Genomic DNA, 20,563 nt, shown 5'->3' on the forward strand with positions numbered 1-20,563 from the left:
AATAAAAAATACCCATAGGATTCAATCCCAGGATATGATTTACCGCATTTGTCACCATATTCTCTTCCTGCACTCTTTCCACCACTTCCCCGGTGGAATCATCGATCATCTCGATGACCACGTTTCCTTTCAGCTTCATCCTTACCTACCTTTCCACCGGCATTGCAAATGCACCGATTCCAAATCTTCCAGGAACCACATCCCTGTAGGTTCTCTTCACAAGCTCATCAATCTTCCAGGTGATATTCTCATCGACAGCCGCCATCTGAAGCACACCGCCGAGTTTCACCTTCTTAATGGTCTCCTCAATCTTAATCTCACCATCCCAGGCTTCCCGGCACCCATTGACTGACCCATAATCGCAGCAAGACAATCTCCGGTATCCACCGTAACCGTACCACCTGTTGCCCTTGCATACACATTGAAAATGTTTCTATAGTTCGCCACCAGATTCTCAATCGGGTAATACAGCATGATGGAATGCTTCCCGGAATGCCAGGTCTCCTCCGGCTGATGAATCTCGATGATGTTATCATTAAACTCAAAGGTAAAATGAACCACCACCTGACCGTCTTCCTTCCAGACCACAGGAAGTTCCACAGTTAATGTCTGTTCTTTTGTCTTGCCAATCACAACAAGCTCCTCTGCTGCAACAGCACTATCCGAACTTCCGCCGGTCTCATCCACAACATCAGTCCCCGCAGCACCGCTATCAGTTGTTCCGCTATCCGTAGTTTCCTCATTACCTGCAGTACCCTCTGCCAAAACTTCTTCCACTTCCACCGAAGGAATCACCACATCCCCTCTTGCAACCACAGACCTTTCCACCTGGTCAGCACTCACTCCCACAATCACAGATCCAAAGAACTGCGCCATAACCGCTTCATTCTGTGCAAATTCAATGGAAATAATCTTCACATCACTCTCGCCAACCGTAAAAGAGCTGGCATTGGTAAAGGTATGAATACCAATCTTGCTAGCTTCCTTGTTATCGATGATCTGATTTAAGAGTCCTGAAATATTCTTGTCATTCTTTGACTTGGCATGTGCCAGTCTCGGATTCTTGCCAACACCCTTCAGCGTATGCTTCCCGCCAATCTTACACTGCATGGAAGTAATGGCAGATATCCTGTTTTCGTCTGCCTGTCCTCCCTTGAACCGGATCACATCTCCTAAATCCAGAGCAGGATTTCCTGTTGTTTCCGAATCAAAAGGCACATAATCCACAACCGCCAGGTCATTCAGGATATTCATACACAGCTGCTCTCTGGTTTCCTTCAGACCAAACTGCAACAGCGGATTCACACCCAGATTCATTGTCAACCCATCATCCGGATCCAGATGATAATACTCTGCCGTTTCCGTTTTCATGTTGGTAGAAGAAACCGCCGTGTATCTTGTGATGAAATCAGAAAAGCTGCTAGTAAAACGATGCTTTGTCTCCATCTCCATCACAGGCACATTACTGTACTTTCTCAGTTCCAGCTTACCCTCTCGGTTAATACAGAAAAACCCACCAAGAACCTGCCCCACATAGTAGAGCACATCCCGGTAGGTCTCAATATCATTCTCTGTATAAATGGAAAGCAGCTCCGTTCCATTGGGCATCGCCTCATAATCCGCCTGCCTCTGTGCCATCTCCACCTTACAGGCCTTGCAGCACAGGCTCACAAAATCATACACCGTGCCGATGGTTTCAAAGCCATTGAAGCTTTTATCAAACCGGAGCATGAAATCATAGGCTTTCAGCTCCAAAGTCTTAATATTACGATTAGCCTCCGACACCTCAAAGATTCCCATCGGCACCTCTTCAAAGCTGCCATCCGGCAGTCTCAGATGATAGAACAATTCCACCAGGGCATCTTCCAAAATATATCTGTCAATATCAGATAAAAGTGTAATGCCCATCTCCGCTGCATACACCGTACCAAGCTCAATCTCAGTAGAGCCGCAGCACTGACTGGAAATATAGCCACTCCCCTTTACGATATCATCAGCACCAAACTCATACGTGGCACCTTTCGTTGTCGTAATCCTTCCTGACCAAAAATACCTTCTTGTGTTCTCCTGCACCGCCTGCAGGAATGCCGCATTCACTGGATACACGAAAACGCCTCCTCCCTGAAATAAAAAGAGAGCCAGTTTCCCGACTCTCTGAATGAACAAATCTATTTCAATTATTGTTCATTATCACAGTAGATCTGAATCGCATTGTCAATAAATATAGCAGTTCCTTCCCCACCATATTCATCGATATTCTTTGTAAAATCACCACCTCCAGAATACATCTTACCTAATCCCCGCAGTATTTTATTGGAACAGGTATACATATTTTCTGTAATATAATCCTGTATTCTTTTCACAAGATTTTGCGCTTCAGGAGAAGCAGGGTTCATATCTTTCATTTCGCCAGCTTCCTTAAAGAGAAGCATAAATCTGTCAGCCAAAATTTTCTCATCTTCCTCTGTACGATTCTTCTGCTTCTCTTCCATTTCTTTATACTCTGGCATATTCCCATACAATTCCTTTGCCTGTTTAGCATATTCATCTAGTTTACTTCTATCAAATGCTTTGAAATCCATATGTTTCACTCCTAACATTTTTATTCCAAGTGCAAAATTTATCAAGTTCTCAATATGTTCCTTTTTCAATCTAAGCAATTCTATCTGCTGTTCTAGCGCCTTGCTTCTATCAAAATCCGGACTATTTAAAATTGCCTTGATGTCTTTCAGTGGAAACTCCAATTCGCGAAACAGCAAGATGTGTTGAAGGCGCTCCAAATCTGTATCGTCATACAGTCTGTAGCCAGCATCGGTATATCCCGTCGGATGTAAAAGACCGATCTTGTCATAATATTGCAGAGTGCGTATACTCACTCCGGCAAGCTTACTTACCTCATGTACTGTCATCATTGTTGTATCCTCCATTCACTTGATAATGTTAATATAAACTATTACGTAACGTAGGAGTCAACATCTATTTTCAAATATTTTTATAATTCTTTTAATATAAAACTCACAATCCACAACCCCTTATAACTTGTATCCTTCTTAAGCTTTGCCTTGAACCCTTCCACATACATTTCCGTCTGTCTCACGCTTGCAGTCTCCGGATCAAAGAACCCAACCCTTATCTTCTCCTGCTGTTTATACCCGGTCAGTAACCTCAACCACTTCTGGGTAACAGAAAAGGAAACAGATATTGTCACAACGCCAGTTCTCACCACATCCCTCTGCACGGTTCCTGCCTCTGTTTCTCCGCCACTGTCCGCTTCCTTATCCGCCATATCCACTTCATAACTATCCGGCAGAGGAAGATCCACGCCGTCAAAGTTCAAATACTGAAAAAATGCCACCCTTTATCTTCCTCCACTTCTTAGATTTGCCCTCTGCTGGGCATTTACAATCACTTCATCCAACATCGTACCGCCAAGGTACACAGGAATTACGATGTCACCATTGCCACCACCTACTGAAGAAACCGCATCCTTAATCGCCGACACAAAACTACTCATATCTGCACTTGCCACAGTTCCACCGCCTGCCATAGCCATCTGACCTGCATTCACCTGAGGATTGACCACCATATCTGCAGCAAGTCCACTGACCGCATCCATCCCTCATGGAACCGTCTGCATTGGTGGTGGCAACTGTCACCTCACCAATGTTTTCCCCACAAATCTTAACCTCTCCAGAAAGATTTGTCATAATGGTTCGAAGGGAAGTACCTACCTGAGTAGACTTGATTCCGGCATTCGCCATAAGACCAATCGCTTCAGTAGTATCTTCCACCGAGAACCCCAAGGCACCGGCAATCGGTGCACAGTACTTAAAGGTCTCTCCCATCATAAATACATTTGTATTCGCATTAGAACTAGCCGCTGCCAACACATCTGCAAAGTGCCCCGAATCCTGAGCCGACAATCCAAAGGCAGTAAGTGCATCCGTTACGATATCAGATGTGGTAGCCAAATCTTCTCCCGAAGAAGCGGCCAGATTCATAACACCTTCAATACCGGAAAGCATATCCTCTGTCTTCCAGTCTCTTTAGCTCATTCTCAGTTTCAATAATCTCTCTTTGCAGAGCATCATACTGATCCTTGGAAATCGTTCCATCATTTAATGCTTTCTCTGCCTGCTCTGCGGCAGTCTTTAAGGTTTCCAGCTTTTCCTTAGTTTCCTTAACCGCATCCCCAAGCAGCTTATGCTTCTGAGCCAAAAGCTCCGTATTACCAGGATCCAGCTTAAGAAGCTTCTCCACATCCTTAAGCTGTGCCTGGGTATTTCGAATCTCGGTATTTACACCCTTTAATGCTGTTTGAAGTTTCGTGGTATCGCCGCCGATTTCAATGGTGATACCTTTAATTCTCGATGCAGCCATACCGAACCTCCCTTCATTTTATGGCAAGAAAAGGAGCCGATTTCTCGACTCTTTACACAACAAAGGCACCGGATATTTCACCGATGCCATTCTTAAGCTATATTCATTTAGCCCTACAACCTGAAATTTTCGAGTGAAATCAGTTCACTCTTCTTTCATTTTTTTCCACTCTTCACGCGTGATAGCATAGGCATAAGAAATAATATTTTTAGGGTCAGGATATTCCTTTACCTTTTGCATTCCATTCGCTATAGCAGTAGAATAAGAGCCTATATTTGTATATTTCATGTAAGAATAAATTGTGTCGTATTGCGTATTAAGAAATACCCAATCTCGTACTGCTCCGGCAGCTTCTTTAGCAAATCCTTTTCTCCAATATTTTTTATGAATATGGTAGCCTATTTCCGGAAGCATTTCTCCATCAATATCCTGTATAGTAATTCCACAATCTCCGATAAACTCACCCGTTTCCTTCAATACAACTGCCCAAAGTCCAAAACCATACTTTTTATAATTATCCAAATTCCAAATAATCCAATTCCTTGTTTTATCTTCATCGAATGGTGCTGGATAATGTTGCATAGTTTCTATATCAGATACTATCTCAAAAAGTGCATCAAAATCATCCTCAACATATTTTCTTAAAATGAGTCTATCTGTCTCAAGTATCATTTTTATTCCTCCGTAAAATTCAAAGTTTCTGTTCCTTATAAAATAAATATATCGGTGTTAACCAAATCACCCAACAACGCTTTACAACATAGACACAATCTCATACGCTATTATATCAACACTATATCCGTCTGTCATCCAAAATGTATTGAACGAAGAGTAAAATCCTCCCTTACATTTCTGCAAGTGCCCTCTTCAATAAAACTTTATTTAAAAACTTCTTATTTCTTTTGCCAAGCTAAAAGGAATAATCTCTCCCGCATTCGTCTCCTTATATGCCTTTTCTTCATGCATATAATCTACAATATCCTTCGCCTTATAATTTTTGAATTTCTCAATCACCTTATCCAGAATAGCCTTTTCTCTATCACTTAATATAGAATAATCCATTCCAACAGTGGGATAAACATGAAGCATCGTATCATAGTTATAACTCATCTCTTCTTTAATGTTGAGATTTTCAAGATTCATCAAACTATAATGTCCTATAGGAAAGGCTCCCATTGGTTCATGTCTATATACCATACCAGTCATAGCAAAGCCATTCTCAATGAATGACAGAACATCCGAATACCACAACATTTTCATCAGTTTTACCTTAAATAAGTTTGATACTTTCTCCGCAATGTAGGAAATCATTGCCTCTATCTTATCAATATTCAAAACCGTAAAACCATTTGAATCAGACGGTTCTTCAAAATTAGCATACTCACCTTCAAAAGTTTGGCGTGTCAGATATTCCTTTCCATATGAATCAAGCTTTTCAACGATTTTTGACTTTATTTCCATTCTCTTCAGTGGAGTAAATTTATCCGCATTCTTTTTTAAGAATTCTAATGCTTGAAGTGGATTATCCTTAATTAGACGAAGCATGGTATCATAAGCCTCATCTTGAATCGCTTTACTCTCGTAACGAGAAATAGTAGCCTCTCCCCATCCCAGAAGTTTTGCCAAATCAACCTGGGATAGCCCATAGCTTTCTCTTATCTCTACTATCTCATAAGATGTAAGCAAGCCTTTCTTAATACGGTATGCGTTTCTAGCATTTAAGAGATTCTCATTGGTCATAGTTCCCGTTTCAAATTCATTCTCGTCTTCGTCCGCATTGGCACAAAAATAAAACCTCTCCTCGTAGGTTACTTCTTCTCCCTTTAATACAATTGATGTAACACGTTTTCTTTCTTCAACTTCATGTGTCTTGTCGCATAAAGGACAATTCATATGAACCTTTCTTAATAATGTGTTGGCCTCCATTTTTCTTACCTCCTTTGCAATTCCATTATGCGTAAGGAAATGTCATTTTCTCCTTCGCGTAGTGGAACGACACGCATAATACATGTCTCTGCTGATCTCCTTTAATCTTTAACTTCACATATACAAGCTTACTATTTATATCCTTCCCAAAAACAAATAATAATGGCGGATTCAAATCGTCTTTATCTATTTTGGTCTCAGAATATTCTGCTACGGTAAGTTCTTTCAGCCGCTCTACTACATCTTCCGTATCGTAATCAAGATCCAATAAAGTATATGGTGTTGAATATTTTTGATCTTGACCCTGTTTCTTTTTGCTAATCAAAGTAAGATCTGTATCTATATCAAAATCTGTATTCTCCAGTATCGACTTTAATTCATCCAGAAATGCAATGACTTCTCTCTTTTTCGATTGTGTACTAAGGAAAATTATAACCACCTCCGAACATTTCTACTATCAATTGATAGTATACTAGTCAATTGATAGTTTGTCAAGTAGATTACAAGATTAACAATCCTCTCTCATCATAAACGCTTCCCTATGACTCCCCCTCATTTCTTAGGCATCTATCCAGAGCCATAATGGAAGCAACAATTCCATCAATCTTTTCCTTTGACTTAGCTTTGGTAACCTTAATGTTCTCTGCAGCATCAGTCTCAATCACAACATTTCCAGCCATCCATCGAAGCACCGGATAGGGTGTTGCTTGCTTATTTTTCAGTTGCCTTGTAGTTATATCCGCTCTGTGCATGTACCTTCATGCTCCTGTTTTTCTGATTTTTCATAGATTGTCATCCTTTCAAAAATATTATTTTTACATAGTCTTATGTACCAACCTGTGCTATACTTTTTACAGGCATGTCTATGTCAATACACTTCCGGAGGACTGCTATGAGTGAAGAAAAAGCTGGTTCCTATAAAGGCCTTACCGAGGCTCGTAAAAGAGCTAATAAGAAATACAATGATAGATTCGTTGAAATAAAAGTTCGTGTTACCCCAGAGAAGCGTTCCATCATTAAGGATCACGCTGATGCAATGGGTGAAAGTGCAACTGCCTTTATCAATCGAGCCATCGATGAAGCCATGGAGCGGGATTTAAAAAAATGAGCGATGTAATTCGCATTCCGCTCGTAGAAACGCGAAAAATCCGGTGACGTATGGATACATTTCCACACATCACCGGATGATTATTTTCTTCATAAACAATCTCCAATTGTGTAATTTTCTACGTTAAATAAATATCTGCAAGGCTCCCATTTGATTATTTTTTGTCTTATTTCTTACACATTTCAAATGGTCTAAACTTGGTCTAAATCTGACCCTTCACTTCCCTCGAACCCTTGAAAATCCTAGTAAAATCAAGCACTCTACGCATATTGGCACAGCTACGTAAGTATATTGCCGTGGCAGACAAATAACACTCTTATCATTGCTTAAAACTCCTTGAAATGCTGTATTTACGCTGTTTACAGGCATTTTCCGATAATCTTCAATCCTGTCATTTTCCTGTATATCACAGCATAAATTCGTATATTTTCTTATCCAAATTTAGTAACTTCTTAGTAATAACCAGCCTGGAAAACAGGCTCTCTAAGAACCTTATAATCAGATTATTTTTAATTCTTTTTTCTATTATTTTATCATACTATGCCAGTTTTGCAATCCTATTCATCTCTTCTTTTGCATCAATTAATCCCAGATGCGTATATACATTTAACGTAACCCCTATATCAGAATGTCCCATTAAATATTGGAGTGCTTTCGGATTCATTCCAGCTTTCGCCATATTGGAACAATATGTATGCCTACATACATGAGGCGTGATCTTTGGCATTTGTTCCTCATGAGTACGATTATACTTTCCTAACGCCCACTGAAAATGTTTTTCCCAATGGAGTGCTACCTCAGGCATATCTTTTTTATCCAGGAATAAAAATCGACTATATCCATCTATAATCGGCTCAACCCTTACTTTTTTACGGTTTTTCACAATCTGTTCAAAACATTCATAAACTTCATCTGTCATCGGCAACATTCGTGTTCCACTTGAAGTTTTGGTATCTTCAATGACGTACTGCATTCCTCTGGTTCTCTGAAGCTGATGATTCACATTGATTTTTCTCTCCTGAAGATCAATATCTTTCACTGTCAATCCACAAAACTCAGAAATACGAAGTCCAGTCTTAAACAAAATAAACATTCCATTATAGTATTTTGAGTAATGGTCATCATTTCGGATAAACTCCAGAAATAACTCTTCCTGTTCTTTTGTAATTGCCTGTCTTGTAACACTGTCATTTACGACAACTGTACATAATTGAAATTCAAAAGGATTCTTGCGCAGTAAATCATCTTCAACTGCCATCTGAAATGCAGGTCTTACAATTCCACGCACACTGTGAATGGAACTGTATCCTCTTCCATCTGCTTGCAGCTTAATAAACCATGCTTTTGCATCCGACAATTTTATTTTATCTATTCTTCTGGTTCCGAATTCTTCTTTTTTTATTATATTGATCACAAAATCATAGTTCGCCTGAGTATTATGACGAACCCCCTTTTTTTGTCCAATATATTTTTGAACCAAATCCAAAACTGTTAAATTTCCTCCGTAAGGTACTATACCATCATGTAAATCTCTTTGGATATTTTTTTCTTTTTCCCTTAGAGCTAAGCATGGTCTGCATCCAGTTGGCAGAGAATCTGTTGGCTCTAATTTCCAACTATACAAAAACTTCTGCTTTCCATAACAATCTGTATATACAAACGCATATCTTCCATCTTTTCTCTGACTTTCTCCGTTTCGTAAAATTCGACCTTTTTTATCTCGTCGTTTTTGGTCACGTTTTGTTTTACCCAAACGTCTTCGCCCCTTTCTACGAAGAAGCCCTAGCACGATATAGGTATTATATCATACCAGGGCTAACATTTCCACTTTAAAGTGCTAAATTGTTCGTATATTTTTTACAAAGACGTAGTCTGATCCAGAAAGGCCTCAAATTTCTTACGGTTAATCAATGACTTACACCCCACCTGGACTGTAAAGCAACATTCTGAATTTAGATGTTCCGAAATAAGCATCCTTATTTTCTTTTCACCTATTCCGAAATATTGCACTGCTTCATCCACCGTAAGCATATATTTTTCCCAAATTGGAATCTTACCTTTTTCAATTTTAATCGCCACTCTTCTCTCCTCCTTTTCTCTTTGGACAAAACATTTTTATCTGCCCATGACAATTTACAATTTTATACACTGTCATCGGCAGATAAAATTACAATACAGGTGGCAGTTCAGTACTCTGCCCACATCGGTTTTGCACCGTCATTAAATATGACCAGCTTTTTTCTGGAAGTATCATTATCACAGATATGCTTCGTCGCCCTGTGCAGCTGCTACACATTTTGTCAAATTCTTCTCGCTCCATACCTTTACTTCAATGTTATATTTCAGCATTTCCTCGTATTTACTCCATTAACAGAGCAGATATATCATGGCGGATTTACCTAGTGGCTCTACATATCTTCACGTCCTGTATGTAAAACAATATACAATTTTCAAGGTACAAAAATTCCTGAAGGGGAAAAGGAATCTATATTAAATACTCCCTTTACTGATTACTTTTCCTTACATATGATTTCGTATCAAATCCCAAGGTCTTAGTAATCAGTTTTGCTTCCAGGCGTTGACGCAGAGTTTCATCTACACAGTAATGTACCTGTCCAAATTCGTCAAACATTTTTCTGGTAGCCAAAACTGTTATGTACCCTTCATAATGCTTCAACACTGCCTGGATTGCCTCAGTATCACCAGTTGATGCTGCCTCAATAACATGGAATGGCAGCAAATCAAATGCGCATTTCTGTTTTTTACTTTTTTTCATTTGCAGATTCCTCCATATTTTTTCTCATCAGTTCCAGTGATCGTCTACGATGCTCATTAATTGTGCTGCGTACAAGATTCATTTCTCTGGCAATGTCTGCATCACTCATATCCATAAAATATGATAATAACACAACATTCCTTTTCTTTTCAGTAAGTGTCTGCAGTGCTTCAGCAATCAATGCATCTTTGACTTCTATGTCGTAACCCAGGACCTGAAAACGATGTGTTTCCATTTCATGCTCATCCATTATAAAAAGTCTGCTCAACTCCTTTTCTGATAATTCTGACAACATCACTTCATACTTCTGGCGATATGCCATATGCTTTTCATAATTAATAACTTCACTTTTCAATGCCAGCTTGCACAGAGAATCAAACTGATGTCTGACTGTCTGCTCATCTTGAAAAGAGGATTGCTTCATAAGAGTTCACCTCCTTCCCCGCCGGTAGGCAATAAGCAAAGTTCTTGCTTCCCCTTCACACATATCCCAAACGGATGAGTGCATTTGTCGGGGTGTGGGAAGAAATTTTTAAAAAATTTCTTAATAAATACGAGAAAATTGTTTTTCCTGTATTTTGAGGTATATAAAAAACGTCCTAATGGGTAGTTTTTAGCCCATCGGACGCTATTTATATCAAAAGATAATATTTTGCCATCATTTTTTGTGGCATATAATTCACTTTTTGAGGTAAAGAAATTTATTTGCTTTTTTGAACTATTTATCTATTTCATCCGTCACGTAATGACGGATATGATACCAGACAATAAAATTCTTAATCTTTCCTATACCTCCGGATCTGTTTTACGGAAATTCAGAATTTTATATGTCTTTTAAAAAGTGAAATATCACCCTCTTTTTTAGTGAAATATTAGTTCATTTTCTTTCAAGAAAGGGAACTATACACTAAACATGGAGGTGTATCATATGCCAAAACAAACAGATAAAGAACTGGGATTGTTTTTTAAGAACGCCCGACACGAGCAAAAATTGACTTATGAAGAATTAGCTGAAAAAGCAGAAATGTCCAGCCGATATTTAAAGGAAATTGAAAATGGGGGCCGAGTTCCGAGTTTTCATAAAATCAGAAAACTGGTACGCGCTTTAAATGTTCCTCCTGAACCATTGTTTTATCCAAACAATCATACAGATAATCTTGATTATCAACGCCTGCTCATGTACCTGTCAAAATGCAACGATGAGCAAATTACCGCTATCCTTGCCATCGTAGAAGCATACCTGCGCACATACAAAATTCCTACAGACCACGATAAACAAGATCCCTGAAATTCATTTGAATTCTATCTGAATTATTCTGAAGAAGCGGTATGGTTTCCCATACCGCCACTCTTAACGTGCATATTTTTCTATCATTCTCTTAACATTCGTGGATTTCTTTATTGCCCCTATATTAATAAGAAACTCAACTACATCCATCATTCCCTGGTAATAAGCCCGCTGCTCCTCTTCATAATGGAAATGTTCTAACTGATCCAGATATTTATTCCAGAAATTCTGCTCACGCTCTGGGATTTTTTCCAGATATAGTGGCAGCTTCTTTTGTATTTGTTTCAAATTCTTCTCTGCTTCTTTCCATTCTTCCGGCTGTACTGTATATTCTCTTTCTCCGGAGTCACAGCGCAATTCCTCAAATAAATTCGATACTGCTTCATAAAATTCATTCATCTTCTTTCCACCTCTCATTAGAATTATTTCTCATTACAGGCAGCATTATCATTTTCTTATTTCAAAAATCAAATAAACTTTCCAAAAACTTCATCTTTAGAAGTATAGTAACAATATTTTTCCTTAAAATCAATAATAATACTTCATCTTTAGAAACTTTTGAGGATCAGAATGATTATTTATTGGGATAAAAAAACGAACAGTAAAAACAGAATAGGACAACGGGTAAAAGAATTACGAAAGGCTCATAATCTTACTCAGAAAACACTCGCTGCCAAATTACAACTTGCAGGATATGATTTTAATGATCTGGCAATCCTACGAATTGAACAAGGCACACGTTTCGTACCCGACTACGAAGTTGTCGCACTGGCCGAAGTATTTAATGTTTCCTGCGAATATCTTCTTGGTCTGACGGACGCTCCTGCAAAATAATTCAATTGTATTGCTGCCCATTCTATGCTAAACTATGGATAGATACTTCTGAACAACATACACTATTTATAAACCGTATGATTGGAGTGATTTCATGGAATTAACAAAAAAAGTCCCTACAACCGATAAAAACCAGGAAAACAATCATCTTCTCCGCATGTTAGACCGGGGAATTGATGATATGGAAGCTGGTCGTGAATTGCCACTGGAAGATGCTTTTCGCAAAATCACAGAATTAAGGGATGCACGAAGAAATGCAAGAATATAAAATTATTTTAACCTGGGAAGCAATTTACGATGTCACAGACATTGCAGATTATATTGAAGAAGAATTCGGCCAGCAACGTGCTGACCGTTTTCAATCTGATCTGAAAGAACAAATGCAGAATTTAGGCCAGTTCAGTACTGCCTTTCCCCGAACTCAAATTCTGTACAGAGGATATTCCATACATAAAAGATCTTTTCCGCCATCTATTATTTTTTATATTATAATGGAAGAAACAAAAGAGATTCATATTCTCCGAGTGTTGCGCCATGAACGAGATTGGGAAAATATCCTGTTGCAAAGATCAACTTATACATATCCAGAATGAATACCTGGGAGCCAATCAGAGATTTTTCTGAAAGGCTTCCTTTTTTATTACTTCCCACTGTCAATTAAATCATAACTCATATCCAGAAAATCCAGCGTCTTAGCTTCACTGACAGAATCATCCAAAAGAATCGTAATCCAGTGTTGCTTATTCATATGATACCCCGGTAAAAATCCATACGTTTGAATAATCATCCCAACCAGATCAGGATCACATTTTACATCCAGGATGTCAATGTTTCCATCTTCTTCTAATCCCAGTATTTTCTTTTCCACTACCATAATTATAGCATACCATTTTCCATTTTTATGTCGAAGCACCGCAGAATCAGGATCTTTTTTCCATAAATATTCCGGTTCAGTTCCATATTGCTCTTTCACATATTGAAAAATTTCCTCACGTTTCAAATTTATCCCTCACTTACGATTTCTTGCTCTGATTATACGCTATCAGGATTATATTCTCAACCACTTCTCACAGTTCCATTTATGTTTTATAGCTTTTGCATAGCCTGCTTTGCAGGCTACACCCCAAAAGAAGCAAGCACTGCCAGTGTCATGACACCTGGCTCATTTTGTCAAATTCCCTTTCCGGTTCATTCTACCAAAATGTATCAGGGAGTATCCCTGGCCCTCTCATATTTTATAATTTCTTAATTTGACGCTTTCACCCAGTCCTGTTAAAATAACTTACAGATACATCTGTCCAAACCAACAAAAAACCAAGTACCATAACTGTCATAGCCGAACTGGTTAGACAGTTTTTTTGTACTCTTTTTTATAGAAGAAAACGAATTGGAGGATTTCAATGAGCAAACGTACCAGAATTCATCCCGTACAATTTTATTTGAATGATGACGAACAATACATTTTAGAAGAAAAATATCGTCTTTCCAGGATGAAAAGCAAATCTGCCTTTCTACGGAAAATGATCTTATATGGATTTGTATATGAAGTAGACTACTCTCATATCCGAAAAATGAATACCCTGCTGGGCAATATCAGCAGCAATTTGAATCAGATCACCCATCGTATAAACAGTACCAATACAGTTTACCCAAAGGACCTGGACGATATAAAGGAGTTAATGGAAAAAATATGGCAGTTACAAAAATCCATGGTATCAAAACAACCGTTGATAAAGCAATAGAATACATCTGCAATCCAGATAAAACTGACCAGAATCTATATATTTCTTCCTTTGCCTGCTCTCCCGAAACAGCCGTTCTTGACTTTAAATACACTTTGGATCATACACATGACTGCAGAGATCCGCACAATACAAATAAGGCATTTCATCTGATTCAGGCATTTTCCCCTGGTGAAGTTTCCTATGAAGAAGCCCATCAGATTGGCAAAGAACTTGCGGATCGCTTACTGGAGGGAAAATACTCCTATGTTCTGACAACACACACTGATAAAGGTCATGTACATAACCATTTAATTTTCTGTTCTGCAGATAACATCACTTTTTCTCATTACCATGACTGTAAAAAGAATTACTGGAAAATACGAAATCTCAGCGACACTTTATGCCAGGAACATAACCTGTCCACAATTATGCCAGATGGTAAAAAAGGAATGAAATACAATGAATGGGCTGCAAATAAATCTGAATCCAGTAAAAAAGCGCAGCTGCGAAAAAATATCAACCAGACAATCCGAATCGTTTCCACTTATTCAGAATTTCTTGCATTTATGGAAGCTAAAGGATATGAAATAAAAAACGCAGAATTTGGCGAAAACAGCAGAAAATACATTACCTTTCGTTCTCCCGATATGTCCCATCCAGTGCGTGGAAGTGCTAAATCTTTAGGAAAAAATTTTACTAAGGAACGTATCAAAGAACGCATTAATAATAAGCTCCACAGAACTACTGTTCCTTCTGTTCGTAATAAGTTAATAGACACCAACACTCCCAATATAGCAGGAAACATTGGACTTCAGAAATGGGCAAATAAGGAAAATTTAAAAATTGTCTCTGCTGAATATAACAAGATGTTCACACATAATCTACATAATTTTTCAGAACTTGAAGACCGCATAGCCTTGTTACATATGCAGCAAAAAGAGGTAAATACCTCTGTTGTTTCTCTCGAGTCTCAGATACGCCATCTTCGAGAAATGCTAAAATATGCCGAACAATATCAGAAAAATAAAATTTACGACGACCATTATAAAAGCTCCAAAGATCCAGATCGTTATTTCCGTAAATATGAATCTCAAATTATTCTTTTCGCGGGTGCTGAACATATTTTACAGGAAAATGGTATAAACCTGAAACATCTTAATTCCAATAAGTTGCAGGAGCAAATTGCAGATCTTATTTCCAGAAAGGAATCACTAAATACTCAATACGTTTCCTTTAAGCAAGAAATAAAAGAGTTGGAATTGATACATCAAAACCTGTCCAAATATCTCAAACAGGATGCTCCTGAAATACAAAGATCTTCTCATAACCAACTCCCTTCTTTGTAAAACCATAATAATAGGCAGCGATTTCACTCGCTGCCTAAATTCCCATTAAACCGATATCCTACACCTCGTACTGTTTGTATATATAATGGTTGTCCAGGATCATCTTCTATTTTTTCTCTGATATTGCAGATATGTCGCATAACCACATTATAATCACCGGAATAAGGTTCATTCCATACCAGATCATAAACCATTTCTTTTCCAAATATTCTACCTGGACTTTTCGCTAAAAGAAGTAAAATATCATATTCATATTTTGAAAGATGAACATCACTATCATTCTTTTTAACAATTCGTTCCTGTAGATATATTTTTAATTCTCCAAACCTTATAATTTCCGGTATGAATTGGTTTTTATGTTCCCAGCTAGTCAATATGTTTTCACTTATGCTTCCATTAGCATCTGTGATTCTCTCAATAATTTCTATCTTTTTCACCTTTATTGCCTCTACATTATTAATTTTATATTCTATATATCATCTGCCATTTGACTTTTTTCTTCTACAAGTAATATAATATATTTATTACATATGTAGGATTTAGCAGGAGAATTTTATTATGTCACTACCCCAGATTTCAGAAGCCGAATTTGAAGTTATGAAAATTGTATGGAAATATGCTCCCATCAATACAAATGAAATTACAGAAAAACTTACTCTAACTACCAGCTGGAGTCCAAAAACAATTCAAACTCTTATCAAGAGACTTGTTTCCAAAAAAGCTCTTTCCTACGAAAAACAAAGCCGGGTATTTGTCTATACTCCATTAGTCCAAGAAGATGAATATATACGCCAGGAAAGCAATTCTTTTTTAAAGCGATATTATAATGGAAATCTTTCTTCTATGCTGGCTTCTTACCTTGAAGACGATAAGCTCTCTTCAACAGAAATTGATAACTTACGCCATTTATTATCAAAACATCAGAAATAGGAGGTTTTGAATGAGCAACTGGATCATCCACTTTTTAATCAGTAATATCTTCATATGTATTTTTACACTTGTAATAATCGGAACAAAAAAACTTCTGAAAAAATATTTATCTGCGACTACACAGTACCATCTCTGTTTTCTTTTATTTTTATTACTTGCCGTGCCATTTTTTCCTGTACAGATTCATGGCTCACAACTTTTTTCATGGTTACATTTTTTTCAAACTGACTCAGGACTTAACTCTGGTACCGACACGCTATCCGAACTTACCAGTAATACACAAAATATTTTGTTAAACCAGGTGAATGATTTTTCAGTTTCCATCAGTAGTCAATTTTCTGGAGGCTTGAATACCATACTCTTTCTAATATGGATAACGGGTGTTATGATTATGTCAGTCCTCACCCTTCATTCATTAAACTATGTACATTCCATAAAAAGATCTGCTCTCCCGCTTCAAAATCAGCAGGTAAAAACTATTTATTACAATTGTTTAAAGGAACTTAAAATCTCTCACCCAGTATCAGTCTACAGTACTGCATTTTTAAAATCACCAGTTTTAATCGGAATAATACATCCCAGAATTTACATTCCCATCCATTTAATTTCCGAACTGAATCCTGATGATATGCGTTTTATGCTGCTACACGAATTACAGCATTACCGTCACAAAGATACATTTATTGGCTTCCTCATGGTCATAAGTAATATACTCTACTGGTTTAACCCTTTTGTTTGGTACACTTTAAAAGAAATTCTCTGTGACCGTGAAATAGCCTGTGATTCTGCTGTATTGCAGATGATTTCTGCTGATGAATACCAAGCTTATGGAACTACACTGATTAATTTTGCAGAAAAAATATCCTCTTTTTCCTCTCCACTGGCAGTTGGAATGTCCGGAAATTTCAGGCAGATGAAACGACGTATTCTCAACATCGCCGTTTTTAGGAAAGAAACTCTTTATCAAAAAATGAGAGCATTGATAATTTATCTGGTCATTAGTGCTGTTTTTATTGGATGTACACCCATTTTATCCATTGATGCCTCTACTCAAAGCGTATATCATTTTAGTGATACAGACAAAAATATCTCCCTGTTAGATATATCCGAAACATTTGGAACATATGATGGATCATTTGTTTTGTATGACAATAATTTGGATTCCTGGAAAATATACGATCTTGAAGAAGCCACCAAACGTATTCCGCCAGAGTCTACCTACAAAATATACGATGCATTATTAGGGTTGGAATCCGGAATCATCACACCAGAACACTCTTCCATGACATGGAATGGTGATGCCTTTCCTTTTCCATCCTGGGAAGCTGATCAGGATTTAAACTCTGCTATGCAAAATTCCGTTAACTGGTATTTCCAGGCAATTGATTCGCAGCTCGGAATTAACAGAGTCCAGGAATTTTTGAATAAAATAGAATATGGAAACCAAACAACCAGTTCAAATCTGGATTTATACTGGTCCGATTTTTCATTAAAAATCTCGCCTTTAGAGCAAGTAACATTATTAAAAAAATTTAACACAAATGAATTCCATCTAAATTTCCAAAATGTATTTTCTGTTAAAAATGCTATAAAAATTGCCAGTACACCTAATGGTAATTTCTACGGAAAAACTGGAACCGGTCGTGTCAACGGACAGGATATCAACGGCTGGTTTATCGGATATGTAGAAACTTCCGATAACAGCTATTATTTTGCAACCAATATCCAAAGTGATTCTAATGCAACTGGCAAAAAAGCATTTGAAATCACTTCTGATATCTTAAAAAAATTACATATATGGAATTAACAAATATGAAAGGGCTGATAGTTGTTATCAGTTCTTTCTTTTTATTCTATATTGATATTTGGGAACTTCTTTCGTACCATTATTCAGAATTTTATTCCCCATATATTTAAAACTCTTATCATCGTTGAACTTAACAGTCAGCTCACTTGTAATAACGGCATCATTACATATAAATGTATCACATACAGCATCAACAACCAACACACTGTTTCCCTCTCCGCTATCTCTTATTTCAACGACCTCCGGTAAAGATGTTCCAAAATAAGTAGGGCTATAATTTAAACAGCCTAATCGTTCCCAGTCATAAGTTTGATGTTCCGAATCAAATACTGCCCATTTTTTAATTTGATCTGCTGTTATCGGCAAAAACTCCATTATCAGATTTTCAAACTCTTCTGCCGGAATTCCACTTGAGTTACCTGAAAACTCATATCTCTCCCCGTATTTCATTCGATATAAATATTCATATAAACCATTATAATCTAACCCTTCCATATCAGATCTATCCCAATCAGAACATAAAAGATTATTCCCCTGATATCCAAGCAAATACACACACCTCTTTGAAACTTCCCTGCATTCATCACTTAAAGGTTTAATTCTTATCATAGAACTGCCATCAACCGCTTCTGATACTTCCGGATACTTTGGAACGCATAGCGTATAACCAAACCAGCCTTTTTCTGTATATTTCCATTCTTCTATCCTTGTATACGAAACATATACAATAGATGGATTGTCGTTCATACCCCAAACAGCTTTCACAGCCAGCAAATACATATCTGTCCCATCATAATTGAATTTGAGTCTTTCTATCCCACCATCCCTGTTAATCCTATATAAGACGATATCTCCTGTCAGATCCTGTTCTGCCCTGAAAAGAAATTCTTCCATTTTAGAATAATTAGCCATATTTGAATACGGTGCTGATGTAATAACGGGGACATTTTTTTCCTTTAATACTTCCTGCATTTCTTCCATTACTGTCTCAGAAACTACTATATTCGATGAAGTCCCTTTATCCGCCTTTTGATAAATGACTTTCATCTGATTCATAACATTCTTACAATCTTCAATAGCTTCTTCTTTCACGACTTCATCTACTGGCAAATCATATCCTCTTTCTTGTACAGCATAATTCGCAGTTTCCTGTGAAATATATTCTAAATCAGCCCCTTTACATTTTGTATTTCCTATGAAAAAGCATCCCGAAATAAATAAAACGCTCATCATCTTTTTCAGTTTTCTTTTTGTAATCATATCAATTATCTCCATAACATTCCTCCCACTTTTCGTCTGATAATCTTTCCGTATACCAGGTAACCTCTATTTCTGACCTTGATACATAATTGGATACATATTGAAATCTATCTTTATCTAACAGCCGAATGGTTACGCTATGACAAAACGCCTGATCTAATTCTTTTTGTGGCCATACCGCATTTACTTCCAGTGTTATTGTTCCATCTTGATTTTCTATGTAGGAAACAACTTCCGGATATGGAATATATGGTGTGGGAGCAAAATCATATACGATTCCTCTGGTTCGATACCGATATGTCTGTATTTCTGTGTGAAATACCGTTCCTGTCTGCAGTATCTCTGCGCTTATATTAAAATATTTTTGAAATATCGTTTCAAATGATTCTTTTGGGATTTCATAAGTCTTTCCTTCCTTAAATTCATCAGTTTTTTCTTCCATTGAAAGTAAACGATCAAAAACATCATAAAAATTTATTCCATCATAATTTTTTTCACTCCAATTAGAAGTAAACAATTTATTAAGTGTATATCCAAAAGGAAGTATATATTTTCGATTCAACTCCCGACATTTTTTATTTAACGGTGCTACCCGAAAGTCCCGATATCCAGACGGTCCATCATATCCTGCCGGATGATATTCTTCTATAAAGAAATGCCCGTTTTCTGTATATTTCCATGAATTAGCTCTAAACTCATGATAATATGTTTCCTGCCAAGTGTCCTCTTTCCATTTAAAAGAGCTTACTTCAACGTCTATTTTCCCCTGTTTGGTTTTCAGATCATACCGGATAAAATAATCCCCTGCTATAACTTGAAATATAGTAGTTTTTCCATTCTTCTCTTTTTCTGCTTTTTTCAAAAAATCATCTACTTTAATACTTTGAACCATATCCAGCTGATTGTAGGAATCAATTACTGCATATCCATATTTTCCAAAATAATCCATACTTTTTTGTATTGTACTCAGCTCATATAGTGCATTTTCTTTCACAGCATTCTCATATATGTTCCGATAGCCTTCTGCTAGCATTTCACACTCTCTGTAAATTTTTTCTTTCGTATCTTCAATTGTCTTTTTCTGCTCTTTCTTTATGCCACATCCACTACAGACAGCAAGAAAAATAACTCCCACAAATATTTTCCAAATTTTTTTCATATCATTTTCCTCTTACATTTGTAAT

The 20,563-nt window shown here is 37.3% G+C and carries 27 protein-coding genes and 1 pseudogene; 9 read left to right on the forward strand and 19 right to left on the reverse strand.

The annotated features are described in order from the left end of the window. Positions 1-145: 145 nt before the first annotated feature. The 10 genes and pseudogenes from ACTNDS_RS09295 to ACTNDS_RS09340 all read right to left on the reverse strand — a co-directional run bounded on the left by ACTNDS_RS09295 (position 146) and on the right by ACTNDS_RS09340 (position 7,058). Complete coding sequence (locus ACTNDS_RS09295; protein ID WP_441035245.1) at positions 146-289, reverse strand: hypothetical protein; 144 nt, start codon at positions 287-289, stop codon at positions 146-148. Continuing rightward, entirely contained in the window at positions 286-2,106 is a 1,821-nt protein-coding gene (locus ACTNDS_RS09300) for a hypothetical protein (protein ID WP_441035247.1), read from the reverse strand. The genes ACTNDS_RS09295 and ACTNDS_RS09300 overlap by 4 nt, the downstream gene beginning before the upstream one ends. A 71-nt stretch (positions 2,107-2,177) precedes the next feature. Next, entirely contained in the window at positions 2,178-2,912 is a 735-nt protein-coding gene (locus ACTNDS_RS09305; RefSeq protein ID WP_441035248.1) for a MerR family transcriptional regulator, read from the reverse strand. Between the two features lie 80 nt (positions 2,913-2,992). Beyond that, positions 2,993-3,355, reverse strand: coding sequence for a hypothetical protein (locus ACTNDS_RS09310; protein ID WP_441035250.1), 363 nt, complete (start codon positions 3,353-3,355; stop codon positions 2,993-2,995). Between the two features lie 3 nt (positions 3,356-3,358). After that, a complete protein-coding gene (locus tag ACTNDS_RS09315) occupies positions 3,359-3,529 on the reverse strand; it encodes a hypothetical protein (protein WP_441035252.1) in 171 nt (56 codons plus the stop codon). Between the two features lie 88 nt (positions 3,530-3,617). Beyond that, a pseudogene (locus tag ACTNDS_RS09320) lies at positions 3,618-4,380 on the reverse strand (phage tail tape measure protein); the annotation flags it as partial. Between the two features lie 144 nt (positions 4,381-4,524). Next, positions 4,525-5,052, reverse strand: coding sequence for a GNAT family N-acetyltransferase (locus ACTNDS_RS09325; RefSeq protein ID WP_441035254.1), 528 nt, complete (start codon positions 5,050-5,052; stop codon positions 4,525-4,527). 210 nt (positions 5,053-5,262) lie between these two features. Continuing rightward, a complete protein-coding gene (locus ACTNDS_RS09330) occupies positions 5,263-6,306 on the reverse strand; it encodes a type II TA system antitoxin MqsA family protein (RefSeq protein WP_441035256.1) in 1,044 nt (347 codons plus the stop codon). A gap of 25 nt (positions 6,307-6,331) precedes the next feature. Beyond that, positions 6,332-6,745: a hypothetical protein gene (locus ACTNDS_RS09335; RefSeq protein ID WP_441035258.1), complete on the reverse strand. Its 414-nt coding sequence runs from the start codon at positions 6,743-6,745 to the stop codon at positions 6,332-6,334. A 100-nt stretch (positions 6,746-6,845) separates the two neighbouring features. Continuing rightward, positions 6,846-7,058 (reverse strand): terminase TerL endonuclease subunit, encoded by a 213-nt coding sequence (locus ACTNDS_RS09340; protein WP_441035260.1) that lies wholly within the window; start codon positions 7,056-7,058, stop codon positions 6,846-6,848. Between the two features lie 140 nt (positions 7,059-7,198). Between ACTNDS_RS09340 and ACTNDS_RS09345 the strand changes: the two genes are divergently transcribed. Beyond that, a complete protein-coding gene (locus ACTNDS_RS09345; RefSeq protein WP_300840029.1) occupies positions 7,199-7,414 on the forward strand; it encodes a hypothetical protein in 216 nt (71 codons plus the stop codon). 538 nt (positions 7,415-7,952) lie between these two features. On the opposite strand, the gene ACTNDS_RS09350 is transcribed toward ACTNDS_RS09345, so the two are convergent. From ACTNDS_RS09350 to ACTNDS_RS09365, 4 genes are all read right to left on the reverse strand, one after another. Further along, positions 7,953-9,167 (reverse strand): site-specific integrase, encoded by a 1,215-nt coding sequence (locus ACTNDS_RS09350; protein WP_044960653.1) that lies wholly within the window; start codon positions 9,165-9,167, stop codon positions 7,953-7,955. A 104-nt stretch (positions 9,168-9,271) separates the two neighbouring features. Next, positions 9,272-9,493 carry an excisionase gene (locus ACTNDS_RS09355; RefSeq protein ID WP_021650362.1) on the reverse strand — a complete coding sequence of 74 codons (222 nt, stop codon included), beginning with the start codon at positions 9,491-9,493 and terminating at the stop codon, positions 9,272-9,274. 424 nt (positions 9,494-9,917) lie between these two features. Next, entirely contained in the window at positions 9,918-10,190 is a 273-nt protein-coding gene (locus tag ACTNDS_RS09360; protein ID WP_015541278.1) for a helix-turn-helix domain-containing protein, read from the reverse strand. Then, positions 10,177-10,614, reverse strand: coding sequence for an RNA polymerase sigma factor (locus ACTNDS_RS09365; protein ID WP_279207088.1), 438 nt, complete (start codon positions 10,612-10,614; stop codon positions 10,177-10,179). The genes ACTNDS_RS09360 and ACTNDS_RS09365 overlap by 14 nt, the downstream gene beginning before the upstream one ends. 504 nt (positions 10,615-11,118) lie before the next feature. Between ACTNDS_RS09365 and ACTNDS_RS09370 the strand changes: the two genes are divergently transcribed. Continuing rightward, on the forward strand, positions 11,119-11,478 hold the full coding sequence (locus ACTNDS_RS09370; RefSeq protein ID WP_015524620.1) for a helix-turn-helix domain-containing protein: 360 nt from the start codon (positions 11,119-11,121) through the stop codon (positions 11,476-11,478). Between the two features lie 63 nt (positions 11,479-11,541). On the opposite strand, the gene ACTNDS_RS09375 is transcribed toward ACTNDS_RS09370, so the two are convergent. Beyond that, the gene (locus ACTNDS_RS09375) at positions 11,542-11,877 is read right to left on the reverse strand and encodes a hypothetical protein (RefSeq protein ID WP_148446536.1); all 336 of its coding nucleotides are present in this window, start codon (positions 11,875-11,877) and stop codon (positions 11,542-11,544) included. Positions 11,878-12,048: 171 nt separating this feature from the next. Here ACTNDS_RS09375 and ACTNDS_RS09380 point away from each other — a divergent pair, with 171 nt between their 5' ends. From ACTNDS_RS09380 to ACTNDS_RS09390, 3 genes are all read left to right on the forward strand, one after another. Continuing rightward, a complete protein-coding gene (locus ACTNDS_RS09380) occupies positions 12,049-12,312 on the forward strand; it encodes a helix-turn-helix domain-containing protein (RefSeq protein ID WP_015541275.1) in 264 nt (87 codons plus the stop codon). Between the two features lie 94 nt (positions 12,313-12,406). Then, complete coding sequence (locus ACTNDS_RS09385; protein ID WP_005426514.1) at positions 12,407-12,580, forward strand: hypothetical protein; 174 nt, start codon at positions 12,407-12,409, stop codon at positions 12,578-12,580. Continuing rightward, positions 12,567-12,905, forward strand: coding sequence for a type II toxin-antitoxin system RelE/ParE family toxin (locus tag ACTNDS_RS09390; RefSeq protein ID WP_019162149.1), 339 nt, complete (start codon positions 12,567-12,569; stop codon positions 12,903-12,905). The genes ACTNDS_RS09385 and ACTNDS_RS09390 overlap by 14 nt, the downstream gene beginning before the upstream one ends. 47 nt (positions 12,906-12,952) lie before the next feature. On the opposite strand, the gene ACTNDS_RS09395 is transcribed toward ACTNDS_RS09390, so the two are convergent. Then, positions 12,953-13,312, reverse strand: a complete 360-nt coding sequence (locus tag ACTNDS_RS09395; RefSeq protein ID WP_019162150.1) for an MmcQ/YjbR family DNA-binding protein — start codon at positions 13,310-13,312, stop codon at positions 12,953-12,955. Positions 13,313-13,712: 400 nt separating this feature from the next. Here ACTNDS_RS09395 and ACTNDS_RS09400 point away from each other — a divergent pair, with 400 nt between their 5' ends. Together ACTNDS_RS09400 and ACTNDS_RS09405 are read left to right on the forward strand one after the other, a co-directional pair. Further along, positions 13,713-14,054, forward strand: coding sequence for a plasmid mobilization protein (locus ACTNDS_RS09400; protein ID WP_005426517.1), 342 nt, complete (start codon positions 13,713-13,715; stop codon positions 14,052-14,054). Continuing rightward, the gene (locus ACTNDS_RS09405; RefSeq protein ID WP_441035265.1) at positions 14,003-15,382 is read left to right on the forward strand and encodes a relaxase/mobilization nuclease domain-containing protein; all 1,380 of its coding nucleotides are present in this window, start codon (positions 14,003-14,005) and stop codon (positions 15,380-15,382) included. The genes ACTNDS_RS09400 and ACTNDS_RS09405 overlap by 52 nt, the downstream gene beginning before the upstream one ends. 23 nt (positions 15,383-15,405) lie before the next feature. Here ACTNDS_RS09405 and ACTNDS_RS09410 read toward each other — a convergent pair whose 3' ends face one another. Next, a complete protein-coding gene (locus ACTNDS_RS09410; protein WP_005426519.1) occupies positions 15,406-15,819 on the reverse strand; it encodes a winged helix-turn-helix domain-containing protein in 414 nt (137 codons plus the stop codon). A gap of 118 nt (positions 15,820-15,937) precedes the next feature. Here ACTNDS_RS09410 and ACTNDS_RS09415 point away from each other — a divergent pair, with 118 nt between their 5' ends. Both ACTNDS_RS09415 and ACTNDS_RS09420 read left to right on the forward strand, forming a co-directional pair. Beyond that, the gene (locus ACTNDS_RS09415; protein ID WP_092073165.1) at positions 15,938-16,312 is read left to right on the forward strand and encodes a BlaI/MecI/CopY family transcriptional regulator; all 375 of its coding nucleotides are present in this window, start codon (positions 15,938-15,940) and stop codon (positions 16,310-16,312) included. 10 nt (positions 16,313-16,322) lie between these two features. After that, positions 16,323-18,119 (forward strand): BlaR1 family beta-lactam sensor/signal transducer, encoded by a 1,797-nt coding sequence (locus ACTNDS_RS09420; RefSeq protein ID WP_441035267.1) that lies wholly within the window; start codon positions 16,323-16,325, stop codon positions 18,117-18,119. A gap of 27 nt (positions 18,120-18,146) precedes the next feature. Here ACTNDS_RS09420 and ACTNDS_RS09425 read toward each other — a convergent pair whose 3' ends face one another. Together ACTNDS_RS09425 and ACTNDS_RS09430 are read right to left on the reverse strand one after the other, a co-directional pair. Then, positions 18,147-19,394 carry a DUF6070 family protein gene (locus tag ACTNDS_RS09425; protein ID WP_055059611.1) on the reverse strand — a complete coding sequence of 416 codons (1,248 nt, stop codon included), beginning with the start codon at positions 19,392-19,394 and terminating at the stop codon, positions 18,147-18,149. Further along, on the reverse strand, positions 19,381-20,538 hold the full coding sequence (locus tag ACTNDS_RS09430; RefSeq protein ID WP_015541269.1) for a DUF6070 family protein: 1,158 nt from the start codon (positions 20,536-20,538) through the stop codon (positions 19,381-19,383). The genes ACTNDS_RS09425 and ACTNDS_RS09430 overlap by 14 nt, the downstream gene beginning before the upstream one ends. Positions 20,539-20,563 lie beyond the last annotated feature (25 nt).

This window comes from Blautia sp. HCP3S3_C12, assembly GCF_052064155.1.
GTDB lineage: Bacteria > Bacillota > Clostridia > Lachnospirales > Lachnospiraceae > Blautia_A.

Bases quoted from the DNA above. Each gene is read 5' to 3' on its own strand.
- ACTNDS_RS09305 (WP_441035248.1), bottom strand. From the start codon at position 2,912: ATGATGACAGTACATGAGGTAAGTAAGCTTGCCGGAGTGAGTATACGC.
- ACTNDS_RS09325 (WP_441035254.1), bottom strand. From the start codon at position 5,052: ATGATACTTGAGACAGATAGACTCATTTTAAGAAAATATGTTGAGGAT.
- ACTNDS_RS09330 (WP_441035256.1), bottom strand. From the start codon at position 6,306: ATGGAGGCCAACACATTATTAAGAAAGGTTCATATGAATTGTCCTTTA.
- ACTNDS_RS09340 (WP_441035260.1), bottom strand. From the start codon at position 7,058: ATGCACAGAGCGGATATAACTACAAGGCAACTGAAAAATAAGCAAGCA.
- ACTNDS_RS09345 (WP_300840029.1), top strand. From the start codon at position 7,199: ATGAGTGAAGAAAAAGCTGGTTCCTATAAAGGCCTTACCGAGGCTCGT.
- ACTNDS_RS09360 (WP_015541278.1), bottom strand. From the start codon at position 10,190: ATGAAAAAAAGTAAAAAACAGAAATGCGCATTTGATTTGCTGCCATTC.
- ACTNDS_RS09365 (WP_279207088.1), bottom strand. From the start codon at position 10,614: ATGAAGCAATCCTCTTTTCAAGATGAGCAGACAGTCAGACATCAGTTT.
- ACTNDS_RS09370 (WP_015524620.1), top strand. From the start codon at position 11,119: ATGCCAAAACAAACAGATAAAGAACTGGGATTGTTTTTTAAGAACGCC.
- ACTNDS_RS09375 (WP_148446536.1), bottom strand. From the start codon at position 11,877: ATGAATGAATTTTATGAAGCAGTATCGAATTTATTTGAGGAATTGCGC.
- ACTNDS_RS09380 (WP_015541275.1), top strand. From the start codon at position 12,049: ATGATTATTTATTGGGATAAAAAAACGAACAGTAAAAACAGAATAGGA.
- ACTNDS_RS09385 (WP_005426514.1), top strand. From the start codon at position 12,407: ATGGAATTAACAAAAAAAGTCCCTACAACCGATAAAAACCAGGAAAAC.
- ACTNDS_RS09390 (WP_019162149.1), top strand. From the start codon at position 12,567: ATGCAAGAATATAAAATTATTTTAACCTGGGAAGCAATTTACGATGTC.
- ACTNDS_RS09400 (WP_005426517.1), top strand. From the start codon at position 13,713: ATGAGCAAACGTACCAGAATTCATCCCGTACAATTTTATTTGAATGAT.
- ACTNDS_RS09405 (WP_441035265.1), top strand. From the start codon at position 14,003: ATGGCAGTTACAAAAATCCATGGTATCAAAACAACCGTTGATAAAGCA.
- ACTNDS_RS09420 (WP_441035267.1), top strand. From the start codon at position 16,323: ATGAGCAACTGGATCATCCACTTTTTAATCAGTAATATCTTCATATGT.
- ACTNDS_RS09425 (WP_055059611.1), bottom strand. From the start codon at position 19,394: ATGGAGATAATTGATATGATTACAAAAAGAAAACTGAAAAAGATGATG.
- ACTNDS_RS09430 (WP_015541269.1), bottom strand. From the start codon at position 20,538: ATGAAAAAAATTTGGAAAATATTTGTGGGAGTTATTTTTCTTGCTGTC.